The 13391-nt window shown below is 40.3% G+C and carries 11 protein-coding genes and 1 other annotated feature; of the genes, 1 reads left to right on the forward strand and 10 read right to left on the reverse strand.

Features of this window, described 5'->3' with window-relative positions:
- Nucleotides 1–144: 144 nt before the first annotated feature.
- The 3 genes from MKY07_RS12935 to MKY07_RS12945 all read right to left on the reverse strand — a co-directional run bounded on the left by MKY07_RS12935 (nucleotide 145) and on the right by MKY07_RS12945 (nucleotide 5397).
- The gene (locus MKY07_RS12935) at nucleotides 145–1392 is read right to left on the reverse strand and encodes a folylpolyglutamate synthase/dihydrofolate synthase family protein (RefSeq protein ID WP_339262536.1); all 1248 of its coding nucleotides are present in this window, start codon (nucleotides 1390–1392) and stop codon (nucleotides 145–147) included.
- Nucleotides 1389–2660, reverse strand: coding sequence for a folylpolyglutamate synthase/dihydrofolate synthase family protein (locus tag MKY07_RS12940; protein ID WP_339262538.1), 1272 nt, complete (start codon nucleotides 2658–2660; stop codon nucleotides 1389–1391). Before MKY07_RS12940 ends, MKY07_RS12935 begins: the two co-directional genes overlap by 4 nt.
- 94 nt (nucleotides 2661–2754) lie before the next feature.
- Nucleotides 2755–5397 carry a valine--tRNA ligase gene (locus MKY07_RS12945; protein WP_339262539.1) on the reverse strand — a complete coding sequence of 881 codons (2643 nt, stop codon included), beginning with the start codon at nucleotides 5395–5397 and terminating at the stop codon, nucleotides 2755–2757.
- Between the two features lie 57 nt (nucleotides 5398–5454).
- Nucleotides 5455–5820 (reverse strand) — a binding site (T-box leader).
- A 117-nt stretch (nucleotides 5821–5937) separates the two neighbouring features.
- On the opposite strand from MKY07_RS12945, the gene MKY07_RS12950 reads away from it, so the two are divergent.
- On the forward strand, nucleotides 5938–6129 hold the full coding sequence (locus MKY07_RS12950; protein ID WP_014823256.1) for a hypothetical protein: 192 nt from the start codon (nucleotides 5938–5940) through the stop codon (nucleotides 6127–6129).
- Between the two features lie 43 nt (nucleotides 6130–6172).
- Here the strand turns inward: MKY07_RS12950 and MKY07_RS12955 are convergent, their stop codons facing one another.
- The 7 genes from MKY07_RS12955 to hemA all read right to left on the reverse strand — a co-directional run bounded on the left by MKY07_RS12955 (nucleotide 6173) and on the right by hemA (nucleotide 13117).
- Entirely contained in the window at nucleotides 6173–6781 is a 609-nt protein-coding gene (locus tag MKY07_RS12955) for a hypothetical protein (protein ID WP_008405190.1), read from the reverse strand.
- A gap of 55 nt (nucleotides 6782–6836) precedes the next feature.
- A complete protein-coding gene (gene hemL / locus MKY07_RS12960; RefSeq protein ID WP_008405189.1) occupies nucleotides 6837–8126 on the reverse strand; it encodes a glutamate-1-semialdehyde 2,1-aminomutase in 1290 nt (429 codons plus the stop codon).
- Nucleotide 8127: 1 nt separating this feature from the next.
- The gene (gene hemB, locus MKY07_RS12965) at nucleotides 8128–9108 is read right to left on the reverse strand and encodes a porphobilinogen synthase (RefSeq protein WP_014823255.1); all 981 of its coding nucleotides are present in this window, start codon (nucleotides 9106–9108) and stop codon (nucleotides 8128–8130) included.
- Nucleotides 9105–9848 (reverse strand): uroporphyrinogen-III synthase, encoded by a 744-nt coding sequence (locus tag MKY07_RS12970; RefSeq protein ID WP_065215602.1) that lies wholly within the window; start codon nucleotides 9846–9848, stop codon nucleotides 9105–9107. The genes hemB and MKY07_RS12970 overlap by 4 nt, the downstream gene beginning before the upstream one ends.
- The gene (hemC, locus tag MKY07_RS12975) at nucleotides 9838–10770 is read right to left on the reverse strand and encodes a hydroxymethylbilane synthase (protein ID WP_339262543.1); all 933 of its coding nucleotides are present in this window, start codon (nucleotides 10768–10770) and stop codon (nucleotides 9838–9840) included. The genes MKY07_RS12970 and hemC overlap by 11 nt, the downstream gene beginning before the upstream one ends.
- Before the next feature lie 23 nt (nucleotides 10771–10793).
- Nucleotides 10794–11621: a cytochrome c biogenesis protein CcsA gene (gene ccsA, locus MKY07_RS12980; protein ID WP_008405182.1), complete on the reverse strand. Its 828-nt coding sequence runs from the start codon at nucleotides 11619–11621 to the stop codon at nucleotides 10794–10796.
- Nucleotides 11622–11761: 140 nt separating this feature from the next.
- A complete protein-coding gene (gene hemA, locus MKY07_RS12985) occupies nucleotides 11762–13117 on the reverse strand; it encodes a glutamyl-tRNA reductase (protein ID WP_339262545.1) in 1356 nt (451 codons plus the stop codon).
- Between the last annotated feature and the right edge of the window lie 274 nt (nucleotides 13118–13391).

Raw genomic sequence — 13391 nt, forward strand, 5'->3', positions numbered from 1 at the left:
ATTATTCTTCATTATTTGCAATTGAAGTCCGTTTGGTTCTATTAACTTGCTTTTCTAATCAGTTTGGACGCTTTCCACGGGCACTTGTAACCTTGGAGTCACAGGCATCGTGCTTTTCCTGTAGGAACCGTTTCTCCAGCTGCATCAGTGCATATTTCGTCGAATTTCACTTAGTAAATAAAGTGAGCCGGTTACAATTCGAACCGTGTCACCTTTTACTAAACCTTGTAAAAATTCGTTTACATCATCGATTATTTGTTTTTCCTTCGCTTGACTAAGTTCGTAAAGAGTCATTGCCTGCATTGCACGTTCATTATGAATATTGGCGAAATAAAAAGCATCACCGACTTCTTCCAATAACTGCAGAATTGTCTTGATATCCTTGTCAGCCAGTAGCCCGATAATAAATTCAATTCGCTTATTCGGAAAATTCTCTTTAACCGTATCAACCAATGACTGAATGCTTGCAGGATTATGCGCTCCGTCAAAATAAAGATTGGGGCGAATTTGTTCAAAGCGCCCGGCAAGTGTTGCATTGTTCACACCATTGCGGATTTTTTGAACATCTAGCAGCAGTTCGAATTTCTTTATAACTTCCAGAAAAGCAGTAATGGCCAATACCATATTATGCCCTTGATGTTTCCCCAATAGCTGACGCTGTAAATCGGAAATAGTAATTTGCTGTAATGGGTACTCATACGTTTCTGTCCCATCAAGTTTTGTAACGAAAAAATCCTTTCCAAACTTGGATAATAGCACATTTTTTTGAATGGCTTCTTTTTCGAAAACTTCCGTAACCTCTTCTGTCATATCCCCAATGACAGCAGGACGGTTTTCTTTCAATATACCGGCTTTATGATACGCGATACTCGTTAATGTATTGCCCAAAAAATTCGTATGTTCCAAAGCAATACTCGGTACTACCGAAACAATCGGTGTCACAACATTTGTACTGTCTTCTCTGCCGCCCATGCCTGCTTCGATTAGTACGAAGTCCGGACTTTGCTCAGCAAAATATAAAAGCGCCACTGCCGTCAACAGTTCAAAGTCCGTTAGTTTTCCGCTAAGCCCCGCTTTCGCCAATTGCTGAAACATCCGGTCCATCTGTTCATTTGTGATTGGACGGCCATCAATCTGTATTTGGTCATGAACATCCACAATGCAAGGTGACATGAATTTCCCGACCGATAACCCGTATTCCCGTGCCATCCCTTCAATGAAAGCCAATGTTGAACCTTTTCCGTTCGTTCCCGCTAGATGAACGGCATTCAGTTTTTTTTGAGGCTCACCTAACTTACGGAGCGCGAATTCAATTGCCTCCAAACCCGGCTTGATCGCTTGTTCACTTTCCACTTGCCAACGCTCTTTATATACTTCCAGTAATGGAATCATGAAATCCACTCTCTTTCTATAAATAGACGGCGCACTTCAGCGATAAAATATAAAGAGCCGGTAATAACGAGCACCTCGTCTTCAGCCAAATGATTCATTTCTTTTTCAATTAGCGCCTGCCAGTTTGAGTGCATAAACTTTTTTGAATGTGTGCTTTGCTCAAATAATTGCTTCGCTGTTGCTGCACGCGGCAGATCAATTTGTGTGAAGTGCATTTCAGATGCGACATCATCCATTAACTTTATACTTACTGCATGATCCTTGTCCTGTAATGCAGCATAGACAAACTTCACTTTATGCTTCGGCGCGGTATCTTTCAAAGTTTTAATGAGGGCAGTCGTCCCTTCCGAATTATGGGCACCGTCTAAAATGACATTATGGCGTACCCGTTCAAAACGCCCTTCCCACTTTGCATGCTGCAAGGCCAGTTTTACTTTTTGTGCATCAAACGATGAAAGGAATAAATCGGCTGCCGTAATGGCAAGCGCGGCATTCGCCTTTTGATGTTCCCCTGCCATCGCAAGTTCAATCTTGTCAATGCTGATATTGCCTCTGTAGTCAAAAAAAGCACCTTTTTGATTCTCTACATAAAAGTGTTCGCTTATCGTATAAATCGGTGCATGCTGTTGTGCTGCGGTTTGTTGAATTACCGCTAGCGCTTCCAGATTTTCTACTCCGACAACGACCGGCTTACCTTGCTTAATAATTCCGGCTTTTTCTGCGGCAATTTCCGCATACGTTTCCCCTAGCATATCTGTATGTTCAAGCGATATCGTAGTAATAACACTCACTTCCGGGGTCACAACATTTGTCGAGTCCAAACGTCCGCCAATCCCGGTTTCAAGCAAAGCGATATCCAATGATCGCTCCGAAAAGTATTTTAGGGCAAGTAATGTCATGAACTCAAAAAAGCTTGGAAACTTTCCGTCCAATTTATTTCCAACAACTTCCGCAATCTCGTTTGCAATACGTAAAAAGTCCTCATCGGGAATTTGCTGTTTATTGATCGTCACCCGTTCATTCGCACGCTCTAAATGCGGAGATATGAAGGCACCGACCGTTAAGCCATGCTCGATTAAAATCTCACGCGTTGCATTCAATGTTGAACCTTTTCCATTGGAACCTGCAAAATGAATGAATTTCGTTTTTTGTTCCGGATTGCCAAGTGCATCCAGGATAATCTTCGCCGACTGTAATGGTTCGCCTTTATATTGGCTTGCTTTTAACTTAAAAATAAAATTTGTGCACTGCTCCATCGTTTGAAACATTATGTTCTCTCCCTAATACGGCTAATATGTAATATATTTTATTATAGCTGAATTAAAAGAAAGAGGTACCATTATACGGTACCTCTCTTTGGCATTACATGTTTTTCAGTTCTGCAATGCGTTTTTCAACTGTTGCGAATTTTGCTTCATAATCCGCCAGTTTTTCGCGCTCTGTTGCTACTAATGCTTCCGGTGCTTTTGAAACGAATCGTTCATTTGATAACTTTCCAGAAACTAATTTTACTTCTTTAGCCCATTTGTCGAGTTCTTTTTCAAGACGTGCGATTTCTTCTTCAATATTGATTAAGCCTGCAAGTGGCATGAAGATTTCTGCGCCTGAAACTACTGCTGACATTGCTTGTGCTGGTGCTTCAAGATTCGCCCCGATTGTTAAGCCATCCGGGTTACAGAATTTTTCAATATAGCCTTTGTTCACTTCAAGCACTGCCGATGTTTGTTCATCTTTTGCTGAAATCGTCATCGGTACTTTTTTGCTCATTGGTGTATTCACTTCTGCACGAATATTACGTACTGAACGGATAATATCCATTAACAGCTGCATATCGCCTGCTTCTGCCGTAAAGTTGAATGCTGGGTTTACAGTCGGCCATGCAGCTACCGTAATAGACTCACCTTCATGTGGCAAGTGCTGCCAAATTTCTTCTGTTACGAATGGCATGAATGGGTGCAGTAAACGCATCGTATTGTCTAAAACGTACGCAAGAACTGAACGTGTCGTTAATTTAGCTGCTTCATCTTCACCATACAACGGCAATTTCGCCATTTCGATATACCACGAACAGAAGTCATCCCAGATAAAGTTGTAAAGTTCACGGCCTACTTCACCGAACTCGTATTTATCAGATAAAGTTGTTACACGGTCAATCGTTTCGTTCAAGCGTGAAAGAATCCATTTATCCGCTGTAGAAAGGTTGCCTGTTAAATCGATTTGTTCAAATGTTAGGCCTTCCATGTTCATCAATGCAAAACGAGAAGCATTCCAGATTTTATTTACGAAGTTCCATGTAGATTCTACTTTTTCTGTAGAGTAACGTAAATCTTGACCTGGAGATGAACCTGTTGCAAGGAAGTAACGCAATGAATCCGCACCATATTGGTCGATTACATCCATCGGGTCAACCCCGTTCCCAAGAGATTTAGACATTTTGCGTCCTTCAGCATCACGAACTAAACCATGGATTAAAACGTCTTTAAATGGACGCTCGCCTGTAAATTCTTTCCCTTGGAAAATCATGCGGCTTACCCAGAAGAAGATGATATCATAGCCCGTTACCAACGTATTTGTCGGGTAGTAGCGCTTGAACATTTCAGATTCTTCATTTGGCCAATCCATTGTAGAAAACGGCCATAAAGCAGATGAGAACCACGTATCAAGAACATCTTCGTCCTGTGTCCAATTCTCAGCATCTTCAGGTGCTTCTTTTCCTACATAAAGCTCGCCTGTTTCTTTGTTATACCAAGCTGGAATTTGATGACCCCACCATAATTGACGTGAAATACACCAGTCATGGATATTTTCCATCCAGCGGTTATATGTGTTTTCAAAACGATTTGGTACGAAGTTTACTTTTTCATTTTCATCTGCTTGCATTTTTAATGCTTCTTCAGCTAGTGGAGCCATTTTTACGAACCACTGCTTAGAAAGGTATGGTTCTACAACAGCATTCGTACGCTCTGAGTGGCCTACTTGGTGTACATGTGGCTCGATTTCTATTAATACGCCTGCCTCTTGCAAATCCGCAACAATTTGCTTACGGCATTCGAAACGATCCATACCCGCATATTTACCAGCTAAGTCATTCATTGTACCATCTTCGTTCATTACTAAAATACGTTCTAAGTTATGACGATTACCAACTTCAAAGTCGTTCGGGTCATGTGCTGGTGTCATTTTTACAACACCTGTACCGAATTCCATATCTACATAGTCATCTGCAACAATTGGAATTTCGCGACCTACGATAGGTAAAATGACAGTTTTCCCTACTAAGTGTGCATAGCGCTCATCTTCAGGGTGTACAGCTACACCAGAGTCACCTAGCATTGTCTCTGGACGAGTTGTTGCAACGCGTAGTTTACCTGAACCATCAGCAAGAGGGTATTCCATATGGTAGAATGCGCCTTCTACTTCTTTGTGAATTACTTCGATGTCTGAAAGGGCTGTTTTAGCAGCTGGGTCCCAGTTAATAATACGCTCACCACGGTAAATATAGCCTTTTTCGTATAATTTAACGAATACTTCTTTTACAGCATCCGATAAACCATCGTCGAGTGTGAAACGCTCTTTTGAATAGTCTAAGCCTAAACCTAATTTCGACCATTGTGCACGGATGTGAGAAGCGTATTCCTCTTTCCATTCCCATGTTTTTTCAAGGAACTTTTCACGGCCAAGATCATAGCGGGTAATACCTTCACCGCGCAATTTTTCTTCTACTTTCGCCTGTGTCGCAATACCCGCATGGTCCATACCCGGTAACCATAGTGCGTCATATCCTTGCATGCGTTTCATACGAATTAAAATATCTTGCAATGTTGTATCCCAAGCGTGGCCAAGGTGCAGCTTACCTGTTACGTTTGGCGGTGGGATAACGATAGAGTATGGTTCCTTATCGCTTGTTGGATCTGCTTCGAAAAATTTGCCTTTTAACCACCATTCATAGCGGCCGGCTTCAGTTTGCTGCGGATCGTATTTTGTTGGCATTGTAATTTCCGTCATGATGAATCTCTCCTTTGTCACCTTATTATTGGACATAAAAAAACTCCCTTCGTCTTAAAAAAGGACGAGGGAGTTAATTCGCGGTACCACCTTTATTTCCGAGCGGCTTAATTCAATCGTTCGCATTCTTCGTCTCCACTCGGCAATCCTCACGAACTATTTGTTCATTGTCGTTGCTTCGCTTCGTCGTTCCTTGACTGGCAAATGCATCTTTTCAGCATTTCCCCGTCATGCGCTCGCATAATTTCCTTAAGCTTTTCGGCACTTCATTCGATAACGGTGTTTAACCGGATCCTAGCTACTGTTGGTTCACTAAGTCAGCTCCTAGGCTACCTTCTGCATGGTTGATGGAGAAACTTTTCAGCTACCGTTTCCTCTCTTGCCATCGATCTCATACGTACTCTTCCTAATCTTCGCTTCAATTATATAGTTGCACTTTATTTTAAGCTGTTTTTAATGAAATATCAAGCACGAATGGCGAATATACTTTAACACGTTATCCGTTCTCTTCACATATACTATGCAAAAGGAGTCTGGACATTGCGAAAAAACTACAATCCATATTTATTGCCTCCATGGCTGAGAAAATTCCGTTTCTTTATGCGCCATTGTATTTTGCCGATTACGATTTTTCAGGCGATCCGAACGGTCTTGCTTCCGACAACGGGTGATATATTATTGCTGGCCCTTCTAATTTTATTTACTTACTTATTGCTCACAGATTTCATTTAACAAAAAAATGTTCCGTAAGCTTCAATTCTTACGGAACATTTATTTATTTTTTTATTTGTATTTGTACACGGCTATACGCATCGGCCAACTGTTCCAGGAAATCAAGCTCATGTGGAACGGTTTGGGCCAGCTGCGTTGATTCTACCTCTACTTCTGCTTCTACTTCTTTTTCCGCTTGAAGTCGGGGTTGTACTTCTTCTACAGGCTTTTGCTCCAAAACGATTTCTTCAACTGGTGCGGGCTTCTCAACTTCAGCTATTGCTTGTACTTTCTTTTCCACATCACAATGGACAGCCCAGCTGCATGAGCAGTAGCCATTATTTGGTTCTACTTTTATGTCATTTATGCGAAGTGAGACAGATTCAATATCATCGTTTGGAAAATCTACTGAAAAAGGCAGGGCATATTCGAAATAACCATGATCTTTTTCAATATCCATATGCTCGATATAAATACCTTCCTCCGTTTCATCCTCGCGTGCTACATGATCAAATTGAATATTTCCTTTTACTACATAAATTCCTCTTACTACGACGGAATCTTCATTAATTTCTTCATGCCATTTCGGTTCTACTACTATTTTAGAATTCTCTTGAACATTTCCTAATTGCTTTGGAAATGTAAATGTCTCTTTCATTTCCCACTGTTGCATAAAAAATCCCCTCCCTACGCTTACATTATGCATAGAAAGGGAATTTATGATTTAATTATCGTGCTAATTTTTCAAAGACATTATGGAATGCCTGAACCGTTTTTGCGATTTGTTCTTCCGTATGCGCTGTTGAAATAAATAGTCCTTCAAATTGTGAAGGTGGCAAGAAAATTCCTTCTTCAGCCATCAGTTTAAAGTATTCAGCAAATAGCTCTAAATCCGAACTTTTTGCCGAATCAAAATCAATTACATCTTCGTTTGTAAAGAAGAAACCAATCATCGACCCTGCACGATTCACTGTATGTGGAATATTGTATTTCGTCGCTGCTGCACGGAAACCTTCTTCCAACTGGTCTCCTAGCTTGCGGAAGTATTCATAAGAGTCTTTGTTTAAGCGGCTTAATGTTTCATAGCCGGCAGTCATAGCAAGTGGATTACCTGATAATGTGCCTGCTTGATAAATCGGGCCTGCCGGAGCGATTTTCTCCATAATTTCACGCTTTCCGCCAAATGCACCAACCGGTAAACCTCCGCCGATTACTTTCCCTAAACAAGTAAGGTCAGGCGTAATTCCGTAATATTCCTGGGCACAGCCATAGTCTACACGGAAGCCTGTCATTACTTCATCGAAAATTAAAACCGTTCCATTTTCTTCTGTCAGCTTACGCAACCCTTCCAGGAAACCTGGCTGTGGCGGAACAACACCCATATTGCCTGCAACCGGTTCTAAAATAACTGCCGCCAAATCAGCGCCGAATTTTTCGAATACTAATTTTGCTGATTCCAAGTCATTGTATGCAACCGTTAGTGTATTTTTGGCAATATCAGCCGGAACACCAGGTGAGTCAGGTAAACCAAGCGTCGCAACACCCGAACCCGCTTTTATAAGCAGCGAATCCCCATGACCGTGATATGAACCTTCAAATTTTAAAATTTTATCGCGTCCTGTAAATCCACGCGCTAAGCGAAGTGCAGACATTGTTGCTTCTGTTCCTGATGATACGAAACGAATCATTTCCATTGACGGCAAACGGTCCATTACAAGTTTCGCCAATTTGTTTTCGGAAACAGTTGGTGCACCAAATGATGCGCCTTTAGCTGCCTGATCCTGAATAGCCGAAACAACTTCCGGGTGTGCATGTCCTAAAATTAACGGACCCCACGATAGGACATAGTCAATATATTCATTGCCATCGATATCTTTAATAACTGCACCTTTGCCTGAATCCATAAATATCGGATCCAAGTTTACTGATTTAAATGCACGTACAGGAGAGTTTACTCCTCCTGGCATTAAATCAACCGCTTCTGTGAATGCTGCTTTTGACTTTTCATAACTACGCATATTATTTTTCCTCCAACCAACGACAGACGTCTTTTGCATGATAAGTAATGATTAAATCCGAACCTGCACGTTTCATACCTAATAATGTTTCTAGTACAACTGCTTTTTCATCAATCCAGCCATTTTGTGCAGCTGCTTTTACCATTGAATATTCGCCTGAAACATTATATGCCACAACAGGCAGCGGGAAGCTGTTTTTCACATCACGGATAATATCCAAATATGCTAATGCCGGTTTCACGATTAGGAAATCTGCACCTTCTTCAACGTCGGAAGTTGCTTCACGAATCGCTTCCATTCGATTGGAAGGATCCATTTGATACGTTTTACGGTCACCGAATTGTGGTGCCCCTTCCGCTGCTTCACGGAATGGTCCGTAATAGCTTGAAGCGTATTTCACCGCATACGACATAATCGGAATATGCTGGAAGCCTGCTGCATCCAAACCTGCACGAATTGCCGTTACAAAGCCGTCCATCATGTTTGACGGAGCAATAATATCAGCACCGGCTTTTGCTTGAGAAACTGCTGTACGTGCCAACACATCAAGTGATGGATCATTTAAAACTTGTTCGCCTTCAATGACACCACAATGACCGTGGTCCGTAAATTCACATAAGCAAGTATCTGCTACGACTAGAAGCTCTGGATGACGCTCTTTAATTAAGCGCGTCGCCTTCTGTACAATCCCATGATCATGGAAAGCACCAGTGCCGACTGCATCCTTTTCTTCAGGAATTCCGAACAGTAATACCGCACGAATGCCTAAATCTACAATTTCATCCATTTCAGCAGCCAAATTATCTAATGATAACTGGAACACGCCCGGCATTGAACTTACAGGGTTTTTAATATTTTCACCTTCAATAATAAACAACGGATAAATAAGGTCTTCTTTTTGTAGGTATGTTTCTTTTACAAGTGCACGCATCGCTGCATTTTGACGTAAGCGACGGTGACGTTGGAAATATAGTTCTGTCATTTTGTCTGTTCCTCCAGGATGAGCTGTTCAATTACAGCTTGCATCGTATAGATTTTCGGTTGCACCATTGGCTGTACCCCATGCTTTTCAAGGGCCGCTGTTGTTACATGACCAATCGATGCAAATTTCACATTTTGCCAAGCTACATGCGGCACAATATGCTCAGCATAAATATCAACCGCAGAAGGGCTGGCGAATATTACAATCGGTTGTTTTTCGGTCAGCAGGCACTGTGTTAACTGCGCAAAATATATACTGCACGGACGTGTTTCATAAACGGTCCATTCATCTGCTCCGGTACCTTCGTGTATCGTTTTTTTCGCCTTCGATCCGCGTATAAATAGTGCACGTTCCCCTGGCATCATTGAAAATTCCTTCACAAATACATCAGCACTGTAAACAGTTGGCATAAAATGAATTTTATAGCCGTGCCCCTTTAATAAAGCAGCTGTCTTTTCACCGACAGCTGCAATTTTCATTGTTGCAGGAATCGTCTGTTCATGCCGTATACATTTATCGACAAAGCTTTTCACCGCATTTTGACTCGTAAAAATGAGCCAATGATAGGCCTGTAATTCCTGAAGATAGAATTTATCTTCCTTAGAAATCTTTTCTACTGTTTCGATTAATGGATAATTATAAACTTTCCCGTGATGTTGCTCAATCAATTGCTCTACAGTTCTTACAACAGCCGACCCTGTAATAATCAATGTTTTTCCTAAGAGTGCATTACTCGGCATCTAACTCAGCCTTTACTTTTTGAATTAAGTCAAAGGCACCTTGCTCTGTTAATTTTGCGGCAACTGCTTTACCAACCGCATCCGCATCTGTACCTGTCAACGTTTCTTTATACGTTACAGAAGCATCCGGTGCTGCCACTAGACCAGTTAAAGTAATTGTGTCACCTTCTACTGTTGCATAGCCAGCAATCGGGACTTGGCAACCGCCATCCATTGCAGCTAAGAATGAACGCTCGGCATGTGCTGTAGCCCATGTAGTGGCGTCTGTTAATTTTTTCAGTTGTTCTAGCAGCTCCGTATCATCCGCACGGCATTCAATACCTAATGAACCCTGTGCAACTGCTGGAAGGCAAATATCTGTATCTAAATATTCCGTAACGACTTCATCGCTCCAGCCAAGTCGTTTCAAGCCTGCTGCAGCTAAAATAATCGCATCGAAATCTTCAGTTTCCAGTTTTTTTAGACGTGTATCGACATTTCCGCGAATCCACTTAATTTCAAGGTCTGGACGTGCTTGTAATAATTGTGCGCTACGACGTAATGAACTCGTTCCAACGATTGCCCCTTTTGGCAGATCAGCAAATTTCACATGACCATTTGAAATAAAGGCATCGCGCGCATCTTCTCGTGGAGGGATACAGCCAATGATCAACCCTTCCGGCAATACGGCAGGCATATCTTTCATCGAGTGTACGGCAAAATCGATTTCTTTATCATATAGAGCTTGCTCGATTTCTTTAACGAATAGTCCTTTACCGCCAACTTTAGAAAGCTGTACATCTAAAATGCGGTCGCCTTTTGTTACAATTTCCTTAACTTCAAAATCAAATGGTACGCCAGCCTCTTTTAGCTCATTAATAAACCAGTTTGTTTGTGTTAATGCTAATTTACTTTTTCGGGATCCTACAATAATTTTTCTCACGTTACTCCGACCTTTCTATTCTGCTAAACCCACAGATGGAAATTTGATAATTTGCTGCCGAGGAAGAAATTAATGACTACGAGTAAAAATAAATAAACATGCACTTTAGCATATACCATGCCAATTAATTTCCCTCTCTGATGCAGCAAGAAAATAATTAAGTAAACTATCGATACGATAAACGAACCTAATATTTTCACATCGAAAATTGAAACATTCTCTAATGTTAAAAATGCCCATTCTAATCCTAAAATTAAACTTATTAATAGCAATGGAATACCAATAATGGTTGATAAATTAATCCATTTCACCATTTGCTGTAAACTTGGCAAACGTGACCATAAATTAGTAAGCTTTTTTCGTTTTAATATGCGATATAAAATTAAATATAGCAGCGAGAAGACAAACGCAACAGAAAAAGCTGCGTATGACACAATCGCAAAACTAATATGGATTAGCAGCATTTCAGAAACTAATGAATCACCGACAATCTGATCGTTCGTTTGCGGCGCAAATAAATGGATTGTCATAAATACAAAGCTCAATACATTAATAAAAAACACTGGTAAATCTACTCGTACAATGCAATGAAGGACGATAGAAAGTGTCGTTAAGAGCCATGCATAAAAGAATACTCCTTCATACAACGATAAAATCGGAAATCTCTTCGTTTCAATGATAAATAAGACGATAAATAAAGTTTGTAACACCCAAACAATCGAAACAAACCAAAAAGCTACACGTCTGAATTTTATATTTTTATAAAGATAGTCTGTGAAATATAGTACGATACAGAGCCCATAGAGAATGATCATGAGCTCATATAATCTTGTCATTACCATTTCTGTCATATGCACCCTTCTCCTGATGGAAACTTACTAAAAAAAGCGCTTTCGCTATCTATAATTTTACCATATAGATACGAAAACGCTTATGTTTTATTTGAATAAAGTGCTTCAATAAGGCTCAATGTCTATTGGCTATTGTTCAATTAATAAGATAACCCTGGTTTTAAGGTTACCTCTTTTGCTGTTTCACTTCTTTTCACTTCCGGGCGTAATTGCTGAACTTCATGCTGCACTTCATCTTCAATACCGAAGATTTGCTGGAACAATGCAAGCTGTGCTTCCGCATTTTTCTCGTTTGCAAGTTCTTTTGCTTGTAGAATCGGCGTTTTCAATAGCTGGTTAATAATCGATTTTGTATGCTTGTTTAAAATTTTGCGTTCGCGCTCTGTTAAATTCGGCATTTTGTTTTCGATACTCAACATTGTTTCTTCTTGAATAGATGCCGCTTTTTTGCGTAAGGCAGAAATAACAGGAACAACACCAAGTGTATTAAACCAATCTTTAAATTGAATAATTTCCTCTTGAATCATCGCTGTAATTTCATTTGCCGCACGTTCACGTTCAGCCAAGTTTGCTTGTACAATTCCTTGAAGGTCATCAATATCGTACAGGAATACATTGGACACATCGCCAATACGCGGATCTAAATCACGCGGTACCGCAATATCGACCATAAATAAAGGATCGCCTTTACGGAATTTCGCTACATCTTTCATTAAGTCATAATCGATGACATAATCTGTTGCCCCAGTTGAACTGATTAAAATATCAGCTTCCAGCAGCGTACATTGAAGTTCATTCATTGCTTTCGCATCTCCATCAAATTTCAATGCCAAGTTTTGGGCTTTTTCAAATGTACGGTTAATAACCGTTACTTTTCCTACACCATTTCCGTATAGGTTTTGAATTGCAAGTTCGCCCATTTTACCGGCACCTAAAATGGCTACATGCTTATCTTTCAAGGAACCAAAGATTTTTTTGGCAAGCTCTACGGCAGCATAAGAAACAGAAACAGCATTTTCCCCAATCGCTGTTTCACTATGGGCACGTTTTGCAAATGTTACTGCCTGTTTAAATAGTTGGTTGTAAACTGTACCAGTTGTACCAATTTCCTGACCTTGTAAAAAACTTTTCTTTACTTGTCCTAAAATTTGCGTTTCTCCAAGCACCATTGAATCAATACCAGCCGTTACACGGAATAAATGGTTCAATGAATCATCTTCTTCACGGATGAATAAGTGATCCTCGAACTGTTCCATCGGTATGTTAAACCAGTTCGCCAAAAATTGTTTAATATAATAGCGACCAGTGTGTAATTGATCAACAACCGCATAAATTTCTGTACGGTTACAAGTAGAGATGATTACATTTTCCAATATGCTTTTTTGCTTTTGTAGCGCTTCCATAGCATTCGGAAGATCCGATTCGATAAACGAGAGCTTTTCACGAATTTCTACTGGCGCTGTTTTATAATTCAGGCCTACTACTAATGTATGCATGAATCCCCACACCTCACACGTTCTAATTCATAGATTTTATTGTAACATAATTGCAGCATGATTCTAGTTTAGTTTGTGAACATGACATGAAAGTATATACTAAACCTACTTAATTAAATCCAAAAACAACTTTTAAATTGTCAGCGGATAAATGAACCTTTGTATATATACCCTAACTTCAGAAAAATACATCTTGTCCCAAAGAGAGCAAGATGAAGTCCATTCCAAAATGAATCGGGAATTGTTAAATTAGAATTATTCTAATGTAAGTTTA

This window comes from Solibacillus sp. FSL W7-1472 (assembly GCF_037969775.1).
Classification (GTDB): Bacteria; Bacillota; Bacilli; order Bacillales_A; family Planococcaceae; genus Solibacillus; species Solibacillus silvestris.

What these genes read in the sequence shown, in the direction of transcription:
- MKY07_RS12935 (WP_339262536.1), bottom strand. Translation starts at nt 1,392, where the DNA reads ATGATTCCATTACTGGAAGTATATAAAGAGCGTTGGCAAGTGGAAAGT.
- MKY07_RS12940 (WP_339262538.1), bottom strand. Translation starts at nt 2,660, where the DNA reads ATGTTTCAAACGATGGAGCAGTGCACAAATTTTATTTTTAAGTTAAAA.
- MKY07_RS12945 (WP_339262539.1), bottom strand. Translation starts at nt 5,397, where the DNA reads ATGACGGAAATTACAATGCCAACAAAATACGATCCGCAGCAAACTGAA.
- MKY07_RS12955 (WP_008405190.1), bottom strand. Translation starts at nt 6,781, where the DNA reads ATGCAACAGTGGGAAATGAAAGAGACATTTACATTTCCAAAGCAATTA.
- hemL (WP_008405189.1), bottom strand. Translation starts at nt 8,126, where the DNA reads ATGCGTAGTTATGAAAAGTCAAAAGCAGCATTCACAGAAGCGGTTGAT.
- hemB (WP_014823255.1), bottom strand. Translation starts at nt 9,108, where the DNA reads ATGACAGAACTATATTTCCAACGTCACCGTCGCTTACGTCAAAATGCA.
- MKY07_RS12970 (WP_065215602.1), bottom strand. Translation starts at nt 9,848, where the DNA reads ATGCCGAGTAATGCACTCTTAGGAAAAACATTGATTATTACAGGGTCG.
- ccsA (WP_008405182.1), bottom strand. Translation starts at nt 11,621, where the DNA reads ATGACAGAAATGGTAATGACAAGATTATATGAGCTCATGATCATTCTC.
- hemA (WP_339262545.1), bottom strand. Translation starts at nt 13,117, where the DNA reads ATGCATACATTAGTAGTAGGCCTGAATTATAAAACAGCGCCAGTAGAA.